19 protein-coding genes, 2 tRNA genes and 1 pseudogene are annotated in these 24239 nt (G+C 68.7%); 6 read left to right on the forward strand and 16 right to left on the reverse strand.

Annotated features, from left to right (window positions below; translation table 11 throughout):
• Positions 1-255: pseudogene (locus tag ABZ877_RS24310) on the reverse strand (class E sortase); the annotation flags it as partial.
• A gap of 53 nt (positions 256-308) precedes the next feature.
• Entirely contained in the window at positions 309-1022 is a 714-nt protein-coding gene (locus ABZ877_RS24315) for a DUF881 domain-containing protein (protein WP_361074633.1), read from the reverse strand.
• Positions 1023-1280: 258 nt separating this feature from the next.
• Here ABZ877_RS24315 and crgA point away from each other — a divergent pair, with 258 nt between their 5' ends.
• On the forward strand, positions 1281-1538 hold the full coding sequence (gene crgA, locus ABZ877_RS24320) for a cell division protein CrgA (protein ID WP_361074634.1): 258 nt from the start codon (positions 1281-1283) through the stop codon (positions 1536-1538).
• A gap of 280 nt (positions 1539-1818) precedes the next feature.
• On the opposite strand, the gene ABZ877_RS24325 is transcribed toward crgA, so the two are convergent.
• Entirely contained in the window at positions 1819-2583 is a 765-nt protein-coding gene (locus ABZ877_RS24325) for a rhomboid family intramembrane serine protease (protein ID WP_361074636.1), read from the reverse strand.
• 210 nt (positions 2584-2793) lie between these two features.
• The gene (locus ABZ877_RS24330; RefSeq protein WP_361074638.1) at positions 2794-3321 is read right to left on the reverse strand and encodes a peptidylprolyl isomerase; all 528 of its coding nucleotides are present in this window, start codon (positions 3319-3321) and stop codon (positions 2794-2796) included.
• A gap of 253 nt (positions 3322-3574) precedes the next feature.
• Here ABZ877_RS24330 and ABZ877_RS24335 point away from each other — a divergent pair, with 253 nt between their 5' ends.
• Complete coding sequence (locus ABZ877_RS24335; protein ID WP_361074871.1) at positions 3575-4276, forward strand: DUF5324 family protein; 702 nt, start codon at positions 3575-3577, stop codon at positions 4274-4276.
• Between the two features lie 82 nt (positions 4277-4358).
• On the opposite strand, the gene ABZ877_RS24340 is transcribed toward ABZ877_RS24335, so the two are convergent.
• Positions 4359-4431, reverse strand: a tRNA-Ala gene (locus ABZ877_RS24340).
• A gap of 182 nt (positions 4432-4613) precedes the next feature.
• On the opposite strand from ABZ877_RS24340, the gene ABZ877_RS24345 reads away from it, so the two are divergent.
• A complete protein-coding gene (locus ABZ877_RS24345; RefSeq protein WP_361074640.1) occupies positions 4614-5162 on the forward strand; it encodes a DNA-binding protein in 549 nt (182 codons plus the stop codon).
• A 469-nt stretch (positions 5163-5631) separates the two neighbouring features.
• A complete protein-coding gene (locus ABZ877_RS24350) occupies positions 5632-7905 on the forward strand; it encodes a protein kinase (protein WP_361074641.1) in 2274 nt (757 codons plus the stop codon).
• Between the two features lie 42 nt (positions 7906-7947).
• Here the strand turns inward: ABZ877_RS24350 and ABZ877_RS24355 are convergent, their stop codons facing one another.
• Both ABZ877_RS24355 and ABZ877_RS24360 read right to left on the reverse strand, forming a co-directional pair.
• Entirely contained in the window at positions 7948-9411 is a 1464-nt protein-coding gene (locus ABZ877_RS24355) for a hypothetical protein (RefSeq protein WP_361074643.1), read from the reverse strand.
• 215 nt (positions 9412-9626) lie between these two features.
• Positions 9627-9755 (reverse strand): DLW-39 family protein, encoded by a 129-nt coding sequence (locus ABZ877_RS24360; protein WP_003999697.1) that lies wholly within the window; start codon positions 9753-9755, stop codon positions 9627-9629.
• Positions 9756-10079: 324 nt separating this feature from the next.
• Here ABZ877_RS24360 and ABZ877_RS24365 point away from each other — a divergent pair, with 324 nt between their 5' ends.
• Positions 10080-10406: a DUF6344 domain-containing protein gene (locus ABZ877_RS24365; RefSeq protein WP_361074644.1), complete on the forward strand. Its 327-nt coding sequence runs from the start codon at positions 10080-10082 to the stop codon at positions 10404-10406.
• Between the two features lie 478 nt (positions 10407-10884).
• Here ABZ877_RS24365 and ABZ877_RS24370 read toward each other — a convergent pair.
• The 9 genes from ABZ877_RS24370 to dnaA form a co-directional block, all read right to left on the reverse strand.
• Positions 10885-10958, reverse strand: a tRNA-Ile gene (locus ABZ877_RS24370).
• Between the two features lie 133 nt (positions 10959-11091).
• A complete protein-coding gene (locus tag ABZ877_RS24375) occupies positions 11092-11760 on the reverse strand; it encodes a DUF3566 domain-containing protein (protein ID WP_361074646.1) in 669 nt (222 codons plus the stop codon).
• A gap of 18 nt (positions 11761-11778) precedes the next feature.
• Positions 11779-14388 (reverse strand): DNA gyrase subunit A, encoded by a 2610-nt coding sequence (gene gyrA / locus ABZ877_RS24380; protein WP_361074648.1) that lies wholly within the window; start codon positions 14386-14388, stop codon positions 11779-11781.
• A 42-nt stretch (positions 14389-14430) separates the two neighbouring features.
• Positions 14431-16503 carry a DNA topoisomerase (ATP-hydrolyzing) subunit B gene (gyrB, locus tag ABZ877_RS24385; RefSeq protein WP_361074650.1) on the reverse strand — a complete coding sequence of 691 codons (2073 nt, stop codon included), beginning with the start codon at positions 16501-16503 and terminating at the stop codon, positions 14431-14433.
• A 274-nt stretch (positions 16504-16777) separates the two neighbouring features.
• Complete coding sequence (locus ABZ877_RS24390; RefSeq protein ID WP_361074652.1) at positions 16778-17338, reverse strand: DUF721 domain-containing protein; 561 nt, start codon at positions 17336-17338, stop codon at positions 16778-16780.
• Positions 17335-18459, reverse strand: coding sequence for a DNA replication/repair protein RecF (recF, locus tag ABZ877_RS24395; RefSeq protein ID WP_361074653.1), 1125 nt, complete (start codon positions 18457-18459; stop codon positions 17335-17337). Before recF ends, ABZ877_RS24390 begins: the two co-directional genes overlap by 4 nt.
• Before the next feature lie 112 nt (positions 18460-18571).
• Positions 18572-19447: a phosphogluconate dehydrogenase (NAD(+)-dependent, decarboxylating) gene (gene gnd / locus ABZ877_RS24400; RefSeq protein ID WP_361074654.1), complete on the reverse strand. Its 876-nt coding sequence runs from the start codon at positions 19445-19447 to the stop codon at positions 18572-18574.
• Between the two features lie 197 nt (positions 19448-19644).
• On the reverse strand, positions 19645-20775 hold the full coding sequence (gene dnaN, locus ABZ877_RS24405) for a DNA polymerase III subunit beta (RefSeq protein ID WP_361074656.1): 1131 nt from the start codon (positions 20773-20775) through the stop codon (positions 19645-19647).
• 900 nt (positions 20776-21675) lie between these two features.
• Positions 21676-23697, reverse strand: a complete 2022-nt coding sequence (gene dnaA, locus ABZ877_RS24410) for a chromosomal replication initiator protein DnaA (RefSeq protein WP_361074658.1) — start codon at positions 23695-23697, stop codon at positions 21676-21678.
• A gap of 388 nt (positions 23698-24085) precedes the next feature.
• On the opposite strand from dnaA, the gene rpmH reads away from it, so the two are divergent.
• Positions 24086-24223, forward strand: coding sequence for a 50S ribosomal protein L34 (gene rpmH / locus ABZ877_RS24415; RefSeq protein WP_015659252.1), 138 nt, complete (start codon positions 24086-24088; stop codon positions 24221-24223).
• The last annotated feature ends 16 nt before the right edge of the window (positions 24224-24239 follow it).

The following is a 24239-nucleotide window of genomic DNA, read 5'->3' on the forward strand; positions in this document are numbered from 1 at the left end:
CATCACGGCGAACGGTTCGCCGTCCTTGTACGCGGCCGGGCTCGGCGGCACCTCCTGGGCAGGGGACTGCGAGGGCGGGGCGGTGGCGGCCGGGCGCTCGGCCCACTGGTCGTGCAGGACGTCGATCTGGTGGTGCATGGCGCTGTCGGCCTTCACACCGGTCCAGAACAGCACGTACACCACGAACAGCACGATCACGGCGCCGACGGTGATGCAGAGCTCGCTCAGCGACCTGACGACGACGCGCACCGACACCGCCGGCCTCCTCGGCTCGGGTGTTCCGCGGCCGTGCGGGGCCCTGCCGGGCCTTACTCCACCGGCTTCGCGTAGTGGAGATCCACTGTGCCCGAGTACGCGGGAAGAGTCACCGCCCCGTCGTCCTCGACTTTCCAGCCGAGCCCGTAGGCGTTGACGTAGAGCATGTAGTTCTGGATCTCCGGGGAGGACGCGACCGCGTGCTTCATCTTCTCCGGGTCACCGACCGCGGTGATCTTGTACGGCGGCGAGTAGACCCGGCCCTGGAGGATCAGAGTGTTGCCCACGCAGCGGACGGCGGAGGTGGAGATGAGGCGCTGGTCCATCACCTTGATGCCCTTGGCGCCCCCGTGCCACAGCGCGTTCACCACGGCCTGGAGGTCCTGCTGGTGGATGACCAGGTCGTTCGGTTGCGGCTCGGGGTAGCCGGGGAGCTTGGCCGTCGCGTTCGGCGGGGCGTCGTCGAGCGTGACGGAGACCGCCTCACCCTTCAGCTCCTTCGTACCGGACGCCGTCTCCAGGCGGTCCAGCTTCTCGTCCTCGGCCTTGGTCGACCCGTCGTCGCGCTCGGCCAGCGACTCGACGTCGTCCCGTACGCCGCTGTTGCCCTCCTCCAGCTCCTTGTTCTTCCGGCTGCGCTCCTGGATGAGGTCGGACAGCTTCAGAAGGGAGGCGTCCGTACGGATATTGGTGCCCTTGGCCGTGTTGAAGCTGGTGAAGAAGATCAGCCCGGCGAGGGCGAAGACGCCCACAGTGAGCAGCCGCACGGGACGGAAGCGCCCGCGACCGGCACCGCTGCCGGGGACATCGGGGGCACCGGGCGTGCCCGAGACGTTGACAGGCCCTTTGTCAGGGTCGGCAGAATTGCTCAACGTACCCTTATCTCCTTCGACGCCGCGGAAGCACTACGCTAACGGACGCCCGGGGGAGCGCTCGGATTCCTTTGAACTTCCCCTTGTACGCTGCTCCGGAGCCAGCCCACGTCCCCTGCGCGGCCACGCAGCGCATCGACAGGAGAGACCCTCGTGCCGAAGTCACGTATCCGCAAGAAGGCCGACTACACGCCGCCCCCGGCGTCGAAGCAGGCAGCGAACATCAAGCTGACCAACCGCGGCTGGGTGGCCCCGGTGATGCTGGCGATGTTCATCATCGGGCTCGCCTGGATCGTGGTCTTCTACGTGACCAACGGTTCCCTGCCGATCGACGCCCTCGGCAACTGGAACATCGTCGTGGGCTTCGGCTTCATCGCGGCCGGCTTCGGCGTCTCCACCCAGTGGAAGTGACGCGCCGATCCACGCCTTTCCCCAAGGTTGTCCACTGAGTTATCCACAGGGCTTTTCCACAGTGTTGAAAAGGTCAGACGATCTGTGGATAACTCTCCGGAGATTGACGCCGGTGTGACCGGTCAGGTCACGCTCGTTCTCCTGTTCGCCCCTTGCCTCTCCTGGGAAAACCCAGCTCAGAGGCGAGGGGCGCGGTCGTTCCGCACAGCATGCACAAGATCCGGCACACGCTGTGGACAACGTGCGTACCGAGACGGTCACCATCGGTGGAGAAGCGGGCTCAGGTGAGCTGCGCGGTCCGGACGAGAACCACGCCGAGCACGATCGCGAGCACCAGTGCACAGGCCCCGTACTGGATGAGCGCGCGGCGTTCGCGCGGGGCGTGGATCATGGCGTACCCGATGACGAATCCGCCCACCAGGCCGCCGATGTGCGCCTGCCACGAAATGTCCCGCCACGTGAACGTGAAGAGCAGGTTCAGCGCGAGCAGACCGATGACGGGACGCAGGTCGTAGTCGAGCTCGCGCATCAGGACGGCGGTCGCCCCGAGCAGTCCGAAGATCGCGCCCGAGGCTCCGAGCGTCGCGACGCCCGGGGCGGCGAAGGCGTACGCGGTGGCGCTGCCGACCAGCCCGGACAGGAAGTACAGGGCCAGATAACGGACTCGGCCCAGGTGCGCTTCGAGGGGGCCGCCGAGCCACCAGAGGCCGAGCATGTTGAACCCGATGTGCCACACCGCGTTGTGCGTGAACATCGAGGTCACGAGCCGGTACCACTCCCCGGCCGCGACGCCCTGGTCCGGCGGGAGGGAGGCCGGCGGCCAGGCGGCGACCAGGACGAGCCGGTCGAGGAGGGCGTCGTCCACGTGGACCGCGATGAACACGGCCAGATTGATCACGACAAGGATCTTGGTCACCAGCCGCGGATCCGCGACGACGGTCCCCCCGGCGACGGTCCGCGGCCGGCTCGCGCCCGGCGGCTGCCCCGTACCCGCCCCACCGCGCACGCAGTCCGGGCACTGGAACCCGACCGAGGCACTGATCATGCACTGAGGGCAGATGGGCCGCTCGCACCGGACACAGCGGACACCGGTCCGCCGGTCCGGATGCCGGTAACAGGCGGGCAGGTCAGAGGTCTCCTGCGGGTCGTGCGGTTCCTGTGGGTCGTGTGGGTCCTGTGGGTGCGGACTGCCGGACGCCTGATCCATGACCGGCTCCTTCGCGTGACCGGCTCCCCAAGATGCTCGAGGGAGATGTCAGCGAGTCTCCACGACGACGGACTCGATGACCACGTCCCTCACCGGACGGTGCGTACGCGGATTCGTCGGCGTGGCGGCGATGGTGTCGACGACCTTCTGTCCGGCCGCGTCGACGACCTCGCCGAAGATCGTGTGCTTCCGGGTCAGCCAGGCCGTCGGGGCGACGGTGATGAAGAACTGCGATCCGTTCGTCCCCGGCCCCGCGTTGGCCATCGCGAGCAGATACGGCTTGGTGAACGCCAGATCGGGGTGGAACTCGTCCGCGAACTGGTAACCGGGGCCGCCCGTCCCGTTCCCCAGCGGGTCGCCCGCCTGAATCATGAAGCCGCTGATGACACGGTGGAAGACAGTGCCGTCATAGAGGGGTGCGGTCGTCTTCTCACCGGTCTCCGGGTGCGTCCACTCCCGCTCACCCTTGGCGAGCTCCACGAAGTTTCTGACCGTCTTCGGCGCGTGGTTCGGCAGGAGCCTGACCTCGATGTCGCCCTGGTTGGTCCTGAGGGTGGCGTAAAGCTGCTCGGCCACGGTCTGCCTTCCGTTGTCTTCGGTGCCCAGCCGATCCTCCCACGGCTCCGACCGGGCCCCGAGGTTTCAGCCACCCAAAACCGGTCTACTCGTAACCGTGGAGGCGCGCCCCGCCACGATCCGTGGCATTGTCGTCGCCAGGCCCCCTACCGCTCCGTTACAAGCCTTACCACCACATTGAACTTCCGGCAGGCATGATCCGCAAAAGGGTGGAAAGGTGAGATACCTGTACGCCACCGAGGAGGAGGATCCCGTGACCCGCATCGACAGCGTGCGCGCCGCGACCGGCTCGGCGAAGGACAGCGTGCTGCACGCCGCGGACGTGGTGGCGCCCTACGCCGGGACGGCCAAGGACCGTGCGACGCAGTACGCGCACGAGGCGCGCGTCGTGCTCGGCCCCAAGGTCGCGCAGGCCGCCCAGCAGGCGCGCGCCCAGTACGGCGCCCACCTGGCTCCGCGTCTTGAGCAGGCACGCACCCATGTCCCGCCGAAGGTCGACCATGCCGCGCATGAGGCGGCCGCCCGTACGCTCCAGGCGGCCAGGCAGGCCGCCGAGTTCTCGAAGCCCCGCATCGAGCAGGCCAGGGCGTCGGCCCAGCCGGTGGCCGAGGAGGCGACGGCACGCAGCATCGCCGCCCTCGCCGCACTACGCGGCCAGGTCTCCCCGCGGGAGATCCAGAAGATCGTCCGCAAGCACGAGCGCCGCGCCCGCGCGGGCCGCTTCGCCAAGGGGCTCGCGGTGCTGACCGTCGTGGCGGGCGGCGCGTACGTCGCGTGGAAGTGGTGGGACAAGCAGGCCAACCCGGACTGGCTGGTCGAGCCCCCGGCCGCCACCGAGGTCCCCGACGGCACCCCGCTGACCTCGGTCGACGGCGCCGGTGCCCAGGACGTCCTCGACCCGGAGGTCCAGGCCAAGCAGGCCGAGGCGGAGGCCAGCCCGGAGGAGCCTCGCTGAGCGCCGGGGTGCTTACGCACGACGAAGCCCCTCCGACCGCCAGGTGAACTGGCGGTCGGAGGGGCTTCGCTGTGGACCACTGTGGAGCCTAGGGGAGTCGAACCCCTGACATCTGCCATGCAAAGACAGCGCTCTACCAACTGAGCTAAGGCCCCGAAAAACGGTGCGTCCCACCAAGATCCAGGCCTTGGGCGAGCACCGCAGACCAGAGTACCGGGTCACCCCCCGGATCTAGCAAAAGGATTGGGGGTCCCGGCGGACGACCACTCTCCGTAAGATGCCCCACGTGCTTCGCGGCAGCGAAGCGCCGTATTGGGGAAAGCGATGGGGAGACGCAATGGACGCCGCACAGCAGGAAGCTACCGCAAGAGCCCGGGAGCTCCAGCGGAGCTGGTACGGAGAGCCGCTGGGGGCGCTCTTCCGTCGGCTGATCGAGGACCTCGGTCTGAACCAGGCCCGCCTGGCGGGCGTCCTTGGCCTGTCCGCACCGATGCTGTCGCAGCTCATGAGCGGTCAGCGCGCGAAGATCGGCAACCCCGCGGTCGTGCAGCGAGTCCAGCTCCTGCAGGATCTCGCGAGCCAGGTGGCCGACGGCAGCGTCAGCGCCGCCGAGGCCACCGAGCGCATGGACGAGGTCCGCAAGTCCCAGGGCGGATCCGTCCTCACCAACACCGGCCAGACGGCCTCCGGTTCGGGCGCCCCGACCGTGAAGCGTGTCGTGCGTGAGATCCAGTCCTTGCTCCGCTCCGTCTCGGCGGCCGGCGACATCATCGAGGCCGCCGACTCCCTCGCCCCCACCCACCCCGAACTGGCAGAGTTCCTCCGGGTCTACGGCGCGGGCCGCACATCCGACGCGGTTGCCCACTATCAGGCCCACCAGAACTGAGTTTTGCGGTTGGGTGGGGGCTGGATGGGGTGCCCGGGGTCGGGCGGGGTGTCCGGGGCCGGCCGGAGTGTGTCGGGTCCAGGGTGCTGCGATGGCTCTCGGGCTGGCTCGGCTCGGTCGCCCGGGTTGATTCGGTGGCTGGGGCGGCTCGGTGGCCTGGGTTGATTCGGAGGCTGGGGCGGCTCGGTGGCTGGGGCGGCTCGGTGGTCCGGGTTGGTTCTTCGGTTCGGTGAGCGTCATTGGTGCCGTTGTCAGCGGTGGGGCGGCGAGTGCCGGGGCGGTTGCCATGATCGGGCCCGCCGCGCACACGATGGCTGAGATCGTGGTGGCGGTGATGGCCGTGATCGGTCACGGGTACAGGGTTGGGTCTGACGGTCCGCGATAGCACGGTGGCGCGGTGGCGCAAGCGGGGTCGACGGGCTGCTGGGCCCTTCACATCGCCGGTCCGGGAGGGGAGCGACGCACGACCATGGGTGAGGTCTTCGCCGGCCGGTACGAACTGGCCGACCCGATCGGCCGCGGGGGAGTGGGCGCGGTATGGCGGGCTTGGGACCACCGGCGCCGCCGCTACGTCGCGGCCAAGGTCCTCCAGCAGAGCGACGCCCACACCCTGCTGCGCTTCGTGCGAGAACAAGCCCTGCGCATCGACCATCCCCATGTCCTGGCCCCCGCGAGCTGGGCCGCCGACGACGACAAGGTCCTCTTCACCATGGACCTCGTCTCGGGCGGGTCCCTGGTCCACCTCGTCGCTGACTACGGGCCCCTGCCGCCCTCTTTCGTCTGCATCCTCCTCGACCAACTCCTCTCGGGACTCTCCGCGGTGCACTCCGAGGGTGTAGTGCACCGTGACATCAAACCGGCCAACATCCTTCTGGAGCACACCGGTACGGGCCTGCCGCATCTGCGCGTCTCCGACTTCGGCATCGCCATGCGCAAGGGCGAGCCGCGCCTCACCGAGACCAACTACGTGGTGGGCACCCCCGGTTACTTCGCACCGGAGCAAGCGATGGGCGCCGAACCGGACTTCCCCGCCGACCTCTTCGCCGCCGGCCTCGTGGCGCTCTACCTCCTCGAAGGCGCCAAACCCGACGCCAAAGCCCTGATCGAGCACTTCGCCGAGCACGGCACGCCCGGCGCCCCGGTGGGCGTCCCCGGCCCGCTGTGGAGCGTCCTGGCGGGTCTCCTGCAGCCGGATCCCGAGGCCCGCTTCCGTACCGCCACGGGAGCGCGCAGGGCGCTTCTCGACGCCGCTGAGCTCCTGCCGGAGCCCGGCCCCGACGACGAGCTGATCGAGGTCTTCGATCAACTCGGCCCCCTCCCACCCGGCTTCGGCCCGAACGGCCCCGCCGTACGAGGACGCAGGGCCCGCCCCCTGAACGCCACGTCGCCGACTCCGGTGATGCCGGTACCCGAGTGGGAGCGGGAGGCTGAGCGCGGGGACCGCGAGCGGGGGTCTGGGGCGGGATCCGGGCGCGGGGAGCAAAGGTGGGGGGCTGGGGCGGAGCCCCGGTATGGGGCGGGAACCCCGAGTGGGGTGGAGTCCCGGTACGAGTCCGGAACTGGGAGCGGCCCGGAGCCCCAGTACGAGGCGGGAAGCGGTAGCACGGCGGGGCCTCAGTACGGTCCCGGAAGCGGTAGCGCGGCGGAGCCCCAGTACGGTCCCGGAAGCGGTAGTACGGCGGAGCCCCAGTACGGCTCCGGAAGCGGTAACACGGCGGAACCTCAGTACGGTCCGGGGAGCGTTAGCGCGGCGGGGCCTAAGTACGGCTCCGGAAGCGGTAGCACGGCGGGGTCTCAGCACGGCTCCGGAAGCGGTAGCACGGCGGAGCCCCAGTACGGTCCCGGAAGCAATAGCGCGGCGGAACCCCAGTATGGGACCGCCTCCAGGAGCGGGCCTGAGCCTGAGTACCGGACCGGGGCCGGAAGCGGGACCGAGCCCCAGCCCAGTTACCCGTCGGATCTTGAGTACGGCCAAGCCTCCGGCTACAGGCCAGCGCCCTCTTACGGCCCGGAACCTATGCCCGCGCCAAAGCAAGTCCCAAGCCCGGAATCCGCGTACCCCGCAAGCTCCCAGTACCACACGCCGCACCCCAGCACCTGGCCCGAGTCCGAGCCCAAGTCCCCCGCTGCCCTCACCCCCGCTGCGGAACCACCCACGCCACCGCACCCAGAGTCGACGCCGGAGCCACCCCTCCCCTCGATGTCGGAGACGGGAAGCTTCCACCTCCCGCCCCCGGCTACCACCGAACCCGCTCCCGGTACCCCGCTTCCGCCCCCACCTGCGGTCCCCCCGATGCCGACGGGCCAGCCAACCAGCGCAGTCCCGCTGCCCGAGCCACCCCGGCACCGCCCGTCCGTAGCCCAGCCGACACCCGACCCCACGCCGACCTCGACCCCCACCCCCACCCCAACTCCGACACCCACGCCGCACCCACAGCCCTACTCGCCTCAAGACAGCACCCATACCGTCTCCCCCTCCACACACCCGGCCCACGCAATGACCACCGTGGCCTCGCACCAAGAAAGCCGTCACTCTCTGTACACCGCTCGCACCCGAGAGGTTCCAGACAGCGACCGAGAAACTCCCCACCCCATCCCCGAGGCCTCACCCCGCGACGAGCGCCCCACCACCCACCGCCCTACCGACCACCGCCCGGGGCCACCCGCGAAGATCGCGATCCCGGTCCTCCTCATCGCCCTGGTCTGCTTCACCGTCGGCATCTGGGCCCTGACCCAGGCCTGAGCACAGCCAGCGCACCCGAAAACCCCTCATCCACCCAGACCCTCAGCTCGCCCCTCGAACCCGCCGCACCGCGACAACCCGCCAAACCCCCAACCACAACACCAACGCGCACCCCACCCCAATCCCCGCCACCCCCACCAGCAACATCCCCCCACTGCCCCCGGACCCGGACGATGACGAGGACATGGCGGAACCCGACGCACCAACAGACCCAGACGCCCCAGAAGCTCCAAGCCCACGCCCGCCCTCACCAACACCGTCATCCCCCAAGGCCGGGTTCTCCCAGACCGCACCCCCCTCCCCCTTCTCAGCAGCCTCCCGGTCCTCCTCCGTCACCTGGAACTCACCCGGGTCCCGCACATAGTCCGGCGGCCGTCGCGCCTCACCGTCGACCGTGATCCGCAGCGTCAGCCCGGACGCCTTGTCCCCGAACTTGGACGCCATCGCCGGATCGAGGCTGACCCGGAGGTAGTACCAGCCGGCCAGCCGCATCGCCGCCTGGTCGTCGCGCATCAAACGCCGGTTCTCGTAGGCCACCGGCGGCAACGGATCGAACGCGGCCGACGTCGGTTCCCCCGCGTACGACGCCTGTTTCGCTCTGATCGACGCCCGTGCCGGGTTGTACAGCTCCATGTCGAGCGCTCCCGTCACGACCGCCCGACGCGCCCCGTCCCCCGCCGAACTGCCCAGCTCCGCATCGACGAAGAGTTGCTGCCCCCAGTCCACAGGCACCCGGTAGAAGTGGCTCTGGCCAGGGCGGACGCCGTCCGTCCACACACCGCTCGTCAACGCCACCGCATCGTTGAACCCGGTCCCTCCCGCACGCCGGACGCCTGCCCTCGTCGGCGGCCGCACAGAGGCCGACGGCCACGTCTGCGGCCCTTGCTCGGGGGCAGGGGAGACGAGACCGGGTTCAGTGGCCACCTTCAGTTCGAGCCCCCAGGTCTCCCGCGTCGAGTCGGCACCCGTCTTCCGTTCCACCACCACGTAGTACGTCCCCGCTGTCTGGCAGCGCAGCGCCCCAGGCCGTACGAGTCGCTCGACGGTGGCCGTGACGGGTCGCGGATAGCCACCGGAGCGGAACGTCGCACGCTCCGAGTCACAGCGAGCGCCATTGCGGTCCTGCAGCGTCACGCTGATGCCGTCCGAGTAGGTCGCCCTCACGCCAGACCCGAGGGGCGGCACGGCGACCACAGACACATACGCGTTGGCGGCTCTGTCGAGTTCGACGCGGTAGTACGCGGCACCGCTCGTACCGGCGCCGAGTGAACTGCGGCTCGTCCCGCCCGTCCGCAGGCGCGGCGCGTCCGTGCTGTTCGACGCGCTCGGCACGTTCTCGGCGCCCTTGGCGTAGACGTACGGATTCACCGCGTCCGCCGCGTCTGCCGCCCCCGCCGCTGTCGTGGCGGGCAGTGCGAGCGCTCCGGACGATCCGGCGCACACCACCGCGCCGACGGCGACGGCCGTCCTCCCGCGGGCGCGCCATTCCCTCAACGGCCGCCTCATGAGTCTCCCCATGGGGGGCCATCCTGCCGTTCCGAAGCACGTACTGTCCGGCGTGCGCCGTAATCGCGCCACTCATTCACCGCTGTACGAAGTGCCACCCTCTACGTGGAGGACGTCACATTCCTGCATGACATTGCGTACGCGGATGAAGGCGGGCAGCACAAAGCCCCGGCCGCTCATGCGACCGGGGCCTGTGAAGAGACTGTTGTCGATACTCACGAACCCGTGGGCACGGAGTCAGTCGCCTCCGTCCACAGATCCTGCTCGGCGCGATCCGCCTGGATCTGGCGGTACACGAGGAGCCCGCCGATGGCGGCCAGTGCGACCAGGAGAAGCTTCTTCACCGCGCGACCTCGTCTTTCCTTGACGTAGGGGACTTCTGGCGCCCGACTATACACACCGGCCGATACCGATCGGTGACCTGGCCGCGGCTCAACTCCCGTCCGGAAAAGTGCAGTAGAACCGGATGGCTCCCCTCCGCGAATCACCCACACCTCAACGCAAAACATGCAATCTGACGCATCAACGGTTATTTCGGTGCTCTTGCGCCCATCCGTGTGATGTTCATCTGAAGATCGACGCGCCACGGGCGTCGGTCCCGCGCTTCGGGCACTGCATACACATCATGAGGAAAGTACGCAAATCGCCCAACCCGAAAGTGAGGGGCCATGACCAAGAACCGGGTCATGACGCTGTGGACCGCCGTCATCTCTGCCTTCATCGCGCTGTTCTCGGCGCTCGGACTCGTCTCCCCGGCCGCCGCGGCCACTCCCGTACAGCAGACGGAGGGAGCGCGCACCACGGCGGTGAGCGCGCCCGCGGCCACGACGGCCCGCCCGTTCTGGAGTCTCAAGCGGTCCCTGCCACCGACGATGAAGCAGCGCATCCGCGCCGAGGCCCACGGTTCCTCCCCGAGCTGCCGCCACCGCCCGCCGGCCGACGCCGAGCAGTCCGACGCCGACGAGGGACTGTCGACCGGCGCACTCACCGCGTAACAGTGGCCGGACCGTCAGCCCGAGACCCTGGCAAGCACCACAGAGCACCAGGCACGACAGACCAGACGAAGCAACAACGCACCACCGCATCACCGCACCACAGCTAGAACCGCACCACACCTCCAGCGGGCAGCACAAGGCCCTGCGGAGCAGCACAGCGCAGCACCGGGGCGTACGAGCCCCGACGCGGCCACGGTCCGCCACAGGACTCCGTCCCGCGCACCCCTCGTACGTACGCGACACCACTGGCGGGCGGCATCTCCTACGCCGCCCACGCCGAACCGCCAGAACACGCAAGACACACAGCACACAGCGGTACACAACACAGCGGCACAGCAGACAGCACACAGACGTACGAGGCCCCAGCCATCCCCACCGGCTGCGCGGGCCCTTTCGCCATGCCCGGACGCAATCCCTCAGCGAGCAAGGGCAAGCAAAAGACCCCCAGCCGTTTCCGACTGAGGGTCCTTCTCTGTTGTGGGGCTAACAGGATTTGAACCTGTGGCCTCATCCTTATCAGGGATGCGCTCTAACCAACTGAGCTATAGCCCCGCCGCGCTTTGCGGTGTGTGTCCCGCGCGCTGACCTCTGAAGATTAGCGCACCTGGGGGCCAGTCCCAAAATCGATAGTCCTGGCCCGCCCACCAGCGGCTCTAACCGACCCGCTGAGAGCCCGCGAAAGCCGCTACTCGTCCTCGGCGAGCGTGAGCTCGATGCCGCCGACGAAGCCCGCGGAGAGGTTGTAGATGAACGCGCCGAGCGTCGCGAGCGCCGTCGCGAGGACGACGTCGATGACCGCGATGACTGTCGTGAACATCAGCACGCGCGGCAGCGAGAGGAACGACTGGAGATCGAAGCCGTTGGACTCGTTGGAGCCCGTGGCCTCGGAGATCGTGCCACCGACAGTGGAGAAGACGCCCATGGCGTCCATGACCATCCACAGCACGGCGGCCGCGACGATGGTGCAGATGCCGAGCGCGATGGACAGCAGGAAGCTGACCTTCATCACCGACCACGGGTCCGCCTTGGCGACGCGCAATCGGGCCTTACGCGTGCGTGGCGTGGTGCTGGCGCCGGTGCGCGGCCTGCGCACGGCCCCGGCCGGCGCGTTCTGGTACGCCTGCGGCGGGTGGTACGGCTGAGCAGCCTGCTGCGGCTGTTGCCTTTCCCCGGGCAGGGCGCCGCCACCGTCCGCGTACTGCTGTGCCTGCGGACCTCGGGTGTCCGTCACAGTTCCCCCCTGGGATCCATGAGACTCGTGCGAGTCTTTCGAGCCATGAGCGGAGCCACGGCCGCTCTCGGTTTCCGTACCGGCCGATGTGCCGGTAGAGCCTGCGCCCGTGGCTCCGCTCACGATGACTCTCTCCTCGCGCTACTCGGCCGAGGACTGCTCGCCCTCGTCCGTTACGACGGCCGTGTCGTCCTGGGCCGTTGCGTCGGTGACGGTGCCGTCCGCTTCCGCGACGTCACCGTCGACCTCCTCGGCCTCACGACCGGCCTCGGCGTTACGAGCGATGCCGACGACGGCATCGCGCTTGCCGAGATTGATCAGTTGGACGCCCATGGTGTCACGGCCTGTCTCCCTGACCTCGTTGACGCGCGTACGGATCACACCGCCGGAGAGCGTGATGGCGAGGATCTCGTCGGTCTCCTCGACCACCAGCGCGCCGACGAGCGAGCCACGGTCCTCCACGATCTTGGCAGCCTTGATGCCCAGGCCGCCACGGCCCTGCACACGGTACTCGTCGACCGCGGTCCGCTTGGCGTACCCGCCATCGGTCGCGGTGAAGACGAACGTACCTGGCCGGACGACATTCATCGAGAGCAGTTCGTCGCTCTCGCGGAAACTCATCCCCTTGACGCCCGAAGTGGCGCGGCCCATGGGACGCAGTGCCTCGTCCGTGGCGGTGAACCGGATCGACTGCGCCTTCTTGCTGATGAGCAGCAGGTCGTCCTCGGCCGAGACCAGCTCGGCGCCGATCAGCTCGTCGTCCGAACCGTCCGCCGTCTCCCGCAGGTTGATGGCGATGACGCCGCCGGAGCGGGGCGAGTCGTAGTCCTTGAGCGGCGTCTTCTTCACGAGGCCCGCCTTGGTCGCGAGGACCAGGTACGGCGCCGCGTCGTAGTCACGGATCGCGAGGATCTCGGCGATCGACTCGTCGGGCTGGAAGGCGAGCAGGTTCGCGACGTGCTGCCCGCGCGCGTCCCGGCCGGCGTCGGGAAGCTCGTACGCCTTGGCGCGGTACACGCGGCCCTTGTTGGTGAAGAACAGCAGCCAGTGGTGCGTGGTGGAGACGAAGAAGTGGTCGACGATGTCGTCTTCCTTGAGCTTCGTGCCGCGCACGCCCTTGCCGCCACGCTTCTGGGAGCGGTAGTCGACCGTCTTGGTGCGCTTGACGTAGCCCCCGCGCGTGATGGTGACGACGATGTCCTCCTCGGCGATGAGGTCCTCGATGGACATGTCACCGTCGAAGGGCACGAGCTTGGAGCGCCGGTCCTCGCCGAACTTGTCGACGATCTGCTGGAGTTCCTCGCTGATGATCTGGCGCTGCCGCTCGGGCGAGGCCAGGATCGCGTTGTACTCGTTGATCTTCTGCTGCAGTTCGTCGTGCTCGGCGACGATCTTCTGGCGCTCCAGGGCGGCCAGGCGGCGCAACTGCATCTCGAGGATGGCGTTGGCCTGGATCTCGTCGATCTCCAGAAGGCCCATGAGGCCCTCTCGCGCCGTCTCCACGGTGTCGCTGCGCCGGATGAGAGCGATGACCTCGTCGATGGCGTCCAGGGCCTTCAGGAGGCCGCGCAGGATGTGTGCGCGCTCCTCGGCCTTGCGCAGCCGGAACTTGGTGCGCCGGACGATGACCTCGACCTGGTGGCCGACCCAGTGGCGGATGAACGCGTCGAGCGAGAGCGTGCGCGGCACACCGTCGACGAGGGCCAGCATGTTGGCGCCGAAGTTCGTCTGCAGGTCGGTGTGCTTGTACAGGTTGTTCAGGACGACCTTGGCGACCGCGTCCCGCTTCAGGACGATGACCAGGCGCTGACCGGTGCGGGAGCTCGTCTCGTCGCGGACGTCCGCGATGCCGCCGATCCTGCCGTCCTTGACGAGGTCGGCGATCTTCTGGGCGAGGTTGTCCGGGTTGACCTGGTACGGAAGCTCCGTGACCACCAGGCACTGGCGGTTCTGGATCTCCTCGACCTCGACGACCGCGCGCATCGTGATCGAGCCGCGGCCGGTGCGGTACGCCTCCTCGATGCCCTTGCGGCCCACGACGAGGGCGCCAGTCGGGAAGTCGGGGCCCTTGATGCGCTCGATGAGCGCGTCCAGGAGCTCCTCGTGCGAGGCCTCCGGGTTCTCCAGGCACCACTGGGCGCCGGCGGCGACCTCGCGCAGGTTGTGCGGCGGGATGTTGGTCGCCATGCCGACCGCGATGCCGGCCGAGCCGTTGATCAGCAGGTTCGGGAAGCGGGACGGCAGGACGGTCGGCTCCTGGGAGCGGCCGTCGTAGTTGTCCGTGAAGTCGACGGTCTCCTCGTCGATGTCGCGGACCATCTCCATGGACAGCGGCGCCATCTTGCACTCGGTGTACCGCATGGCGGCCGCCGGGTCGTTGCCGGGAGAACCGAAGTTGCCGTTGGAGTCCACCAGCGGCATCCGCATCGACCACGGCTGCGCCAGGCGGACCAGGGCGTCGTAGATCGAGGAGTCGCCGTGCGGGTGGTAGTTGCCCATGACGTCGCCGACGACGCGGGCGCACTTGTAGAAGCCCTTCTCGGGCCGGTAGCCGCCGTCGTACATGGCGTACAGGACACGGCGGTGCACGGGCTTGAGACCGTCGCGCACGTCGGGCAGCGCGCGGGACACGATGACGGACATCGCGTAGTCGAGGTACGAGCGCTGCATCTCCGTCTCGAGCCCGACGGGCTCGACACGAAGGGCGATCTCGCCCTCTTCAGGGGTGGTCGGGATGTTCTCGTCGGCCATTGCTGGTGACAATCCTTTCTGCGGCGGTCAGCAGGGACCGACTCAGATGTCGAGGAAACGGACGTCCTTGGCGTTGCGCTGGATGAACGAGCGGCGCGCCTCGACGTCCTCGCCCATGAGGACCGAGAACAGGTCGTCGGCCTGGGCGGCGTCGTCCAGGGTGACCTGGCCGAGCACGCGGTGCTCCTGGTCCATCGTGGTGATGCGCAGCTCCTCGGCGTTCATCTCACCGAGACCCTTGAAGCGCTGGATGGAGTCCTCGCGGATGCGCTTGCCCGCCTGGCGGCCGATCTCGATGAGAGCGTCGCGCTCGCGGTCCGAGTAGGCGTACTCGAAGTCCTCGCGGCCCCACTTGATCTTGTACAGGGGCGGCCGGGAGAGGAAGACGTGGCCGGCCTCGACCAGGGGCCGCATGAAGCGGAAGAGGAAGGTCAGCAGCAGGGTGTTGATGTGCTGGCCGTCGACGTCGGCGTCCGCCATCAAGATGATCTTGTGATAGCGGAGCTTCTCGATGTCGAAGTCCTCGTGGACCCCGGTGCCGAACGCGGAGATCAGCGCCTGGATCTCCTGGTTCTGCAGGATCTTGTCGATCCGCGCCTTCTCGACGTTGAGGATCTTGCCTCGGATCGGGAGGATTGCCTGGTACTGCGGGTTGCGGCCGGACTTGGCCGAGCCGCCGGCGGAGTCACCCTCGACGATGAAGATCTCGCACTTGGTGGGGTCGTTCGACTGGCAGTCGGAGAGCTTGCCCGGCAGGGACGCGGACTCCAGGAGCCCCTTGCGACGGGTCAGGTCGCGCGCCTTGCGGGCCGCCACGCGCGCGGTGGCCGCCTGGATCGACTTGCGGATGATGTCGGACGCCTCGACCGGGTTGCGGTCCAGCCAGTCCGTCAGGTGCTCGTGCACGACCTTCTGGACGAACGTCTTCGCCTCGGTGTTGCCCAGCTTGGTCTTGGTCTGGCCCTCGAACTGCGGCTCGCCCAGCTTGACCGAGAGAATCGCGGTCAGACCCTCGCGGATGTCGTCACCCGTGAGGTTGTCGTCCTTCTCGCGCAGCAGCTTCTTGTCGCGCGCGTACCGGTTGATGAGACCGGTCAGCGCGGCGCGGAAGCCCTCCTCGTGGGTGCCGCCCTCGTGCGTGTGGATCGTGTTCGCGAAGGAGTAGACGCCCTCGCTGTAGCTCGTGTTCCACTGCATCGCGACCTCGACGGAGAGCAGCCTCTCCTTGTCCTCGGCCTCGATGTCGATCACGGAGGGGTGGACGACCTCGCCCTTGCGGGAGTTGAGGTACTTCACGAAGTCGACGATGCCGCCCTCGTAGTGGTACGTCACCGAACGCGGCTCATTGTCGTCCGTGGCGTCGGCGGAGTCGGCGCCCACGACCGCCTTGGCGGAGTCGCGCTCGTCCGTGAGCTTGATCGTCAGGCCCTTGTTGAGGAAGGCCATCTCCTGGAAGCGCCGCGACAGCGTCTCGAAGGAGTACTCGGTGGTCTCGAAGATGTCGCCGTCGGCCCAGAAGGTGACCGACGTACCGGTCTCCTCGGTGGCCTCGTGCTTGGCGAGCGGCGCGGTCGGCACGCCCGCCTTGTAGTCCTGCGTCCAGCGGTGACCGTCGGTCTTGATCTCGACGGAGACCTTGGTGGACAGCGCGTTGACGACGGAGACGCCGACGCCGTGCAGACCACCGGAGACGGCGTAGCCGCCGCCGCCGAACTTGCCGCCCGCGTGCAGGACGGTCAGCACGACCTCGACGGCCGGTTTGCCCTCGGACGGGATGATGCCGACGGGGATGCCGCGGCCGTTGTCGACGACGCGGACGCCGCCGTCGGGCAGGATCGTCACGTCGATCGTGTCGGCGTGCCCGGCCAGGGCCTCGTCGACGGAGTTGTCCACAACCTCCTGCACCATGTGGTGCAGGCCACGCTCACCGGTCGAGCCGATGTACATGCCGGGTCGCTTGCGGACCGCGTCCAGCCCTTCGAGGACGGTGATCGCGCTCGCGTCGTAGGAGGCTTCTGTCGCCCCCACGTGCGCGCGCGCGTCTGCGTCGGTGGACGGGATGTTCTCGTTGGGGTTGCCGGAATCGGCCACGAAGCGCCCTTTCTGGCACAGCACAAGCCAAGCTCCCGGTTGGTGGCCGGTGCGGCTGCGGCGTGTTGGTTCGGTAAGCCCTGTCAGCGTTGCTCGGTGCGTCCCACAAGTGGGGCGGGATTAGCTTCCAGTCTACCGGTAGCGCCGACAGTGATGGGGGTTTGGCGGTACCTGAGTCCGCATGTGCCGCCCTCAACCGGTCTCGGCCGACTCCCCATATGCGGAACGGGGCTCCAAGAGGCTCACACCGGCACCCAGCGCTTCGAGGTGTCAACCCCCCGCTATCGGGCCTCCGCGCTCACCCGAAGGTGTCGTCGCGACCAGTGCTTCCGGGGGCGCGCAAGGGGCCGTAGCGGCGCGGGCCGCCCCCGGGGTTCCTGATGTCGATGCGGCGGACGGTGCCGTGCCCGAGGTCCTCGTTGAGCCGTTTGACCAGTTGCACGGCGAGCATGCGCACCTGCGTCGCCCAGGCCGTCGAATCGCACTGCACCACCAGGACGCGCTCGTCCTCGTCGTACTTCTGCGGCACACAGTGCCTGGCCAGCTCCTCGCCGACGATCTGCGGCCAGCGGCCCATGACGCCGCCGACCGCAGCCGGCGTCTCCCAGCCGCGCTCGGTGATCAGCCGGTTGATGGCGGGCCCGAGCCCCATCGGGTCCCGGCCGTCCGCGCGGGCACCCGAGCGCAGCGAGCCGCCGCGCCGGACCTGCTTCTTCTGCTGGGCCGCGGCGCCACGCGCGCGTGCGGCCTCTTTCGCGGCGCGCAGGGCGACGCGGGCGAGGTCGACGCCGGAGGGCTCCGGCGGCGGCCCTTGCGGCTTGTCGGCCGCTCCGCCGTCGTTGAATGTGCTGTCGCTCACAGTCGCTCCACCGTCCCCTCGGAGACCGCGTACCGGGTGCCGGTGAGCACGCCCGGCACGTCGTCGTCGACCGCCGCCGTCACCAGGACCTGCTCGCCCGGCGCCACGAGCTCCGCCAGCCGCTCCCTGCGGCGCGCGTCCAGCTCCGCGAAGACGTCGTCGAGGACGAGCACCGGCTCGTTCCCCTCGGCCTTCAGGAGGTCGTACGAGGCCAGGCGCAGCGCCAGCGCGTACGACCAGGACTCGCCGTGGCTCGCGTACCCCTTGGCGGGCATCTGCCCGAGCTTGAGGAGCAGCTCGTCGCGGTGCGGGCCGACCAGGGTGACGCCGCGCTCGATCTCCTGCTTGCGCGCCTCCTCCAGCGCGGCGAGGAGCTGCTCGTAGAGCTCCTCGCGCGCGTGCCCGGCGATCTGCGGCGAGGAGGGCTTGTAGTCGAGGGCGATGGGACCGCCGCCGGGCGCCAGTTGCTCGTACGCCTTGTCGGCCAGCGGCTGCAGCGTCGCGATGAGGTCGAGCCGCTGGGCGAGCAGTTCCGCGCCCACGCGCGCGAGGTGCTGGTCCCACACGTCGAGCGTGGACAGGTCCATGGTGCGGCCGCCGTGGCGCCGGGCGAGCGCCGCGGACTTCAGGAGGGTGTTGCGCTGCTTGAGGACGCGGTCGTAGTCGGAGCGGACGCCGGCCATGCGCGGGGAGCGGGCGGTGATCAGCTCGTCGAGGAAGCGGCGCCGCTCGCCGGGGTCACCCTTGACCAGGGCGAGATCCTCGGGCGCGAACAGCACGGTCCGTACGATACCGAGCACGTCACGGGGCCTGACCTGCGAGGACCTGTTGATGCGGGCACGGTTGGCCTTGCCGGGGTTCAGCTCGAGCTCGATGAGCTGCTGCCGCTCGCCCTGGCGCACCTGGGCGCGGATGACGGCGCGCTCGGCACCCATCCTGACCAGCGGGGCGTCGGAGGAGACGCGGTGGCTGCCGAGGGTGGCGAGGTAGCCGACGGCCTCGACGAGGTTGGTCTTGCCCTGCCCGTTGGGGCCCACGAACGCGGTGACCCCGGGGTCGAGGGCGACCTCGGCCCGGGGGTACGAGCGGAAGTCGGCCAGTGACAGATGCGTGACGTGCATGGTCGTGGGCCGACCTCCCCCAGTGGTTCGCGTAGTGCTGTGGTCTGGCTGCGGGTCAGCCGTGCACAGACTGTGGATCGATTCTTCTCGCCTGTGGACCAGGCCTCGTGGATCAGGCCTTCTCGACGGCGTGGCCGCCGAACTGGTTGCGCAGCGCCGCGATCATCTTCATCTGCGGCGAGTCCTCCTGCCGCGACGAGAAGCGCGCGAACAGCGACGCGGTGATCGCCGGCAGCGGGACGGCGTGGTCGATGGCGGCTTCCACGGTCCACCGGCCCTCGCCGGAGTCCTGTGCGTAACCACGCAGCTTGTCCAGGTGCTCGTCGTCGTCCAGGGCGTTGACGGCGAGGTCGAGCAGCCAGGAGCGGATGACCGTGCCCTCCTGCCAGGAGCGGAAGACCTCGCGCACGTCGGTCACCGAGTCCGCGGCTTCCAGGAGCTCCCAGCCCTCGGCGTAGGCCTGCATCATGGCGTACTCGATGCCGTTGTGGACCATTTTTGCGAAGTGGCCGGCGCCGACCTTGCCCGCGTGCACGGAACCGAAGTCGCCCTCAGGCTTCAGGGCATCGAAGATCGGCTGGACCTTCGCCACGTCCTCGGCCGCACCGCCGTACATCAGCGCGTAGCCGTTCTCCAGGCCCCAGACGCCGCCGGACACGCCGCAGTCAACGAAGCCGATGCCCTTCACACCCAGCTCGGCCGCGTGCTTCTCGTCGTCCGTCCACCGCGAGTTTCCGCCGTCCACGACGACGTCGCCCTCGGAGAGCAGCTCCTTCAGCTCGTCGACGGTCGACTGGGTCGCCGCCCCGGCGGGAACCATCACCCACACCACGCGCGGGCCCTTGAGGCTGCCCACAAGCTCTTCCAGGCTGTGGACATCGGCGAGGTCCGGATTGCGGTCGTAGCCGATGACGGTGTGGCCCGCGCGGCGAATGCGCTCGCGCATGTTGCCGCCCATCTTGCCGAGGCCGACGAGACCGAGCTCCATCAGTGGTTCCTTACGTTGCGACGAGGCGTGAGAGGCACGTGCCCGCATGTCACCGTGCGTGCGTACCCGCGTCCGAGCCTAAACCTGGGGGCGCCACCCACGCCTTTCGGGCGACGGGCGCCCCACAGGGGGCTCAGAAGCGCTCAGCGGGCAGGTCGCCCGGAGCGGGACCCCAGGCGAGCTGCCCTTTTCGAGACTCAGCCCGACAGCCGCACCGGCATGATCAGGTACTTGTAGGCGTCGTCCGCCTCGGCGTCCACCGCGGGCCTGCCGCTGAGCAGCGCCGGCTTGGTGGACGTCGTGAACGACAGCTGGGCGACCGGGGAGTCGATCGCGCTCAGGCCGTCGAGCAGAAACGTCGGGTTGAAGGCGATCGAGATGTCGTCGCCCTCCAGCTGGGCGTCGACCCTTTCCACAGCCTGTGCGTCGTCGCTGGAGCCTGCCTCCAGGATGAGCACGCCCTGCTCGAAGCTGAGCCGCACCGGCGTGTTGCGCTCGGCGACCAGGGCCACGCGCTTGACGGCCTCCACGAAGGGGGCGGTCTCGATGACGGCCACGGAGTTGAACTCCGTCGGGAACAGCGTGCGGTACTTCGGCAGGTCGCCCTCAAGGAGACGGGTGGTGGTGCGGCGGCCCGCGCCCTCGAAGCCGATGAGCCCCTCGCCCGCGCCGGAGCCGGAGAGCGCCAGGGTGACCGTGTCACCGCTCGTGAGGGCCTTGGCGGTGTCCAGGAGCGTCTTGGCGGGCACCAGGGCGACCGCGGACGCCTCGGGGTCCTCCGGCTTCCACAGGAACTCGCGGACCGCGAAGCGGTAGCGGTCGGTGGAGGCCAGCGTCACCGTGTCGCCCTCGATCTCGATGCGCACACCGGTGAGGACGGGCAGCGTGTCGTCGCGGCCGGCGGCGATGGCCACCTGCTGGGCGGCCGAGGCGAAGACCTCACCGGGGACGGTGCCCGTGGCGGTCGGCATCTGCGGCAGTGCCGGGTACTCCTCCACAGGGAGGGTGTGGAGGGTGAAGCGCGAGGAGCCGCAGACCACGGTCGCTCGTACACCGTCTGTGGAGATCTCCACCGGGCGGTTGGGAAGGGCGCGGCAGATGTCGGCGAGGAGGCGGCCGGAGACGAGCACCGTGCCCTCTTCGTCGATCTCCGCGTCCACGGAGACGCGTGCCGAGACCTCGTAGTCGAAGCTCGACAGGCTGAGTGCGCCTTCCTCGGCCTTCAGGAGAAGGCCAGCGAGGACAGGCGCAGGCGGTCGTGCCGGGAGGCTGCGCGCCGCCCAGGCCACTGCCTCCGCGAGTACGTCGCGTTCCACCCGGATCTTCACCGTAAGCCGCCTCCTGCTGTTGCTGGCTGCTCTCGCCCTGCGTTGGTCATCGGTCTCGTCGTCAGACGTGGTGTCGCTCGGCCCACCGATGGGGAGAACACCGGGGACCAGTCTGACGCACCGCACTGACAGTCGGTGCCTGTCGGGGTCAAGTCGTGCCGAGCAGCAGTCGGGCCGCCGGGAGCGAGTTGTGCACAGCCCCCACTTCGAAACGGATTCCCAGCTCTCTCTAGTCGGGAGTAGTAGTAGGGCCTGTGGAAACCGTGGATAACCGTGAGTTCGCAGGTCAGAGCCGGTTTTTTGTCCACGGGGCCTGTGGGCCGCAGCGGTGGACAACCGGGTTCTTCTGTGGACGGCGAAAAGTTCTGCACACCCGATGCACAGGAGGGGGCCACTTCTCCCCAGCGCCGTCCCCAGCTTTACCCACGTTCCCCACAGCCCAACCCACCCCCTCGGTGTGACGGCTTTCACTCGCCCCGGTGACGAAGCGCGTCGCGTTGCCGAACAGTGGACAGCGGTGTGGAGAAGCTTCCCCTCGCTGTGCACAAGAGCTGAGATCCTGTGGGTCACCGGTGGACAACGGCGTGCACAGCCTGTGGAGGAGATCTTTGTCCACAGGCTGTGGAGATCTTCTGTCCACCAATCCACACGCATCTGACCTGGCCTGATGGGATTTCACTACCGTGCGCTGTGGACATCGTCTGGACAACTTCGCGGTCCCCAGGCTGTGGAGCGAAAAAATCCGGCACATCTGTGGAGAACGGCCGTAACGTGCCAAGTAATCGAACAGAGAAGGTGCTTGGGCTCGCACGCGGCAGCGACAGCGCGCGTGTTCGGGCATGAAGAAAGGCGCTCCGGGAGGAGTCCCGGAGCGCCTCGTGGGCTGTGACAGGGGTGCTGTCAGCCGTTCTTGATGCGGTTCGTGAGCTCGGTGACCTGGTTGTAGATGGAGCGCCGCTCGGCCATGAGAGCGCGAATCTTGCGGTCGGCGTGCATCACCGTGGTGTGGTCGCGGCCGCCGAACTGGGCACCGATCTTCGGCAGGGAGAGGTCCGTCAGCTCGCGACAGAGGTACATGGCGATCTGGCGGGCCGTCACCAGGACGCGGCTGCGGGAGGATCCACAGAGGTCCTCCACCGTGAGCCCGAAGTAGTCGGCCGTCGCCGCCATGATGGCCGACGCCGTGATCTCGGGTGACGCGTCCTCGCCGCCGGGGATCAGGTCCTTGAGGACGATCTCGGTCAGACCCAGGTCCACAGGCTGTCGATTGAGCGACGCGAACGCCGTGACCCGGATCAACGCCCCTTCCAGCTCGCGGATGTTGCGCGAGATGCGGGACGCAATGAACTCGAGCACCTCCGGCGGCGCGTTGAGCTGCTCCTGCACCGCCTTCTTGCGAAGGATCGCGATACGGGTCTCCAGCTCGGGCGGCTGGACGTCCGTGATCAGACCCCACTCGAACCGGTTGCGTAGCCGGTCCTCGAGCGTGACCAGTTGCTTGGGCGGCCGGTCGCTGGAGAGCACGATCTGCTTGTTGGCGTTGTGGAGCGTGTTGAAGGTGTGGAAGAACTCCTCCTGCGTCGACTCCTTGTCCGCCAGGAACTGGATGTCGTCGACGAGCAGGATGTCCATCTCGCGGTAGCGCTTGCGGAAGCTGTCGCCCTTGCCGTCACGGATGGAGTTGATGAACTCGTTGGTGAACTCCTCGGAGCTCACATAGCGCACGCGCGTGCCCGGGTAGAGACTACGGGCGTAGTGCCCAATGGCGTGCAAGAGGTGCGTCTTCCCGAGCCCCGACTCCCCATAGATGAAGAGCGGGTTGTACGCCTTCGCCGGCGCCTCGGCGACAGCGACCGCGGCCGCGTGCGCGAACCGGTTGGAGGCGCCGATCACGAAGGTGTCGAAGAGGTACTTGGGGTTCAGGCGGGCGGTCGGCTCACCGGGGCCGGTCGCCGGCGCGGGCTGCGCGGCCAGCGGTCCGGGAGCGCCGCTCGGGACCCCGCGCCCGCCAGGGCCGGGCCCCGAGGGACCACCGTCCTGGCCGTGGCGGCCACCCATCGGCAGCTCACCGGGGTCACGCCGCTGCTGGCGCTCGCGCGGCGAGTCGTAGGAACCGCGCTCCTCATAAGAAGGACGCTCGTCGTACGAAGGCCGCTCTTCATAAGAGGACCGCTCGTCGTAGGAGGAACGCTCCTCATAAGGGGGGCGCTCTCCCTGGTTCTGCTCATAGGGCGAGCGTTCCGGCTGCTGGCCGTAGCGGCCGCGCTCGGACTCGTACGACTGCTGCTCGTAGGGCGAGCGGTCCTGCTGGCGGTAGTCGTGCTGGGGCTGGGGCGACGCGTACGGGTCCCGGTCCGGGAAGCCGAGGCGCGGCTGCTGCCAGCCGTAGTCGTCCTGCTGGGGGCGCGGCCAGGCGCCCGGCTCGGGGCGCTGGTAGTCCGGGTAGGCAGGGCGGGCGGTGGGGAGCTGGTCGGCGCGCGGCTGCTGGTCGCCGCGCTGGCCGTGGTCCTCCGCGCCGCGCCGCTCGTAGCCCTCGTAGGGGTCGCGGCCGTCATACGTATCACGGGGCTGACCGGTGGCGGACGGCTCAGCGTCCTCGTAGCGGTGCTGCTGGACCGGCGGCGCGGGAGGCGCGGGGGTCTCGCCGACCGAGTCGTCGACCGTGATCGCGATACGGATGGGGCGCCCGCACTCGCGGCTCAGCGTCTCGCTGACGACCGGGGCGAGGCGGCCTTCGAGGACGCCCTTGGCGAACTCGTTGGGCACCGCCAGGAGCGCGGTGTCGGCGACCAGCGCCAGCGGCTGGCAGCGCCGGATCCAGTGCTCGTCCTTCGTCTCGACGCCCTGTCCGCGCCCTTCCCCGAGGAGTTTCTCCAGCACTTGTGGCCACACTGCGGCAAGATCGGCAGGTACGTCAGCCACAGGGCACGCTCTCTCGCTGGTCCCACGAACGTGTGATTCCTGGGACGGGTCGGGAAGAAAATCGGGTGGGGTGGTGAGAAGGGAACGAATCGGAGTTCAGCCACGGTAGTCAGCGTGACCGCTGCGGTTCAAGTTGTTGTCCCCAGCCTGTGGACAGTGTCTCGCGCCTGAGGTCGGTTTGACCGGATGGCGTAGCCGCGCGTACCGTAACCAGGTCGAGTTGTCGATGGCTGCTGCCGCCTGCCTCCGATGGGCAAGATCGCGGTTTCCCCCCGGTTCCACGGGAGGGCCGTGTAGCGGTGCACTCGGGCGTATTGCGAGCTACTCGTGGGCGCACGGTGACAGCCAGGCGATGTCCCGCCACCACACGATTTTCTGGAGCCCCCGAGTGAGCAAGCGCACCTTCCAGCCGAACAACCGTCGTCGCGCCAAGACCCACGGTTTCCGCCTTCGCATGCGGACCCGCGCCGGTCGTGCGATCCTCGCGAACCGCCGTGCCAAGGGTCGCGCCAGCCTGTCCGCCTGATCTCGTAATCAGGTCA

Origin of the sequence: Streptomyces sp. NPDC046939 (genome assembly GCF_040644575.1) — a bacterium.
Classification (GTDB): domain Bacteria; phylum Actinomycetota; class Actinomycetes; order Streptomycetales; family Streptomycetaceae; genus Streptomyces.

Coding starts and splice junctions, on each gene's coding strand:
- ABZ877_RS24325 (WP_361074636.1), bottom strand. CDS start 2,583: ATGATCAGTGCCTCGGTCGGGTTCCAGTGCCCGGACTGCGTGCGCGGT.
- ABZ877_RS24355 (WP_361074643.1), bottom strand. CDS start 9,411: ATGAGGCGGCCGTTGAGGGAATGGCGCGCCCGCGGGAGGACGGCCGTC.
- ABZ877_RS24350 (WP_361074641.1), top strand. CDS start 5,632: ATGGGTGAGGTCTTCGCCGGCCGGTACGAACTGGCCGACCCGATCGGC.
- ABZ877_RS24345 (WP_361074640.1), top strand. CDS start 4,614: ATGGACGCCGCACAGCAGGAAGCTACCGCAAGAGCCCGGGAGCTCCAG.
- gyrA (WP_361074648.1), bottom strand. CDS start 14,388: ATGGCCGACGAGAACATCCCGACCACCCCTGAAGAGGGCGAGATCGCC.
- recF (WP_361074653.1), bottom strand. CDS start 18,459: ATGCACGTCACGCATCTGTCACTGGCCGACTTCCGCTCGTACCCCCGG.
- gnd (WP_361074654.1), bottom strand. CDS start 19,447: ATGGAGCTCGGTCTCGTCGGCCTCGGCAAGATGGGCGGCAACATGCGC.
- ABZ877_RS24365 (WP_361074644.1), top strand. CDS start 10,080: ATGACCAAGAACCGGGTCATGACGCTGTGGACCGCCGTCATCTCTGCC.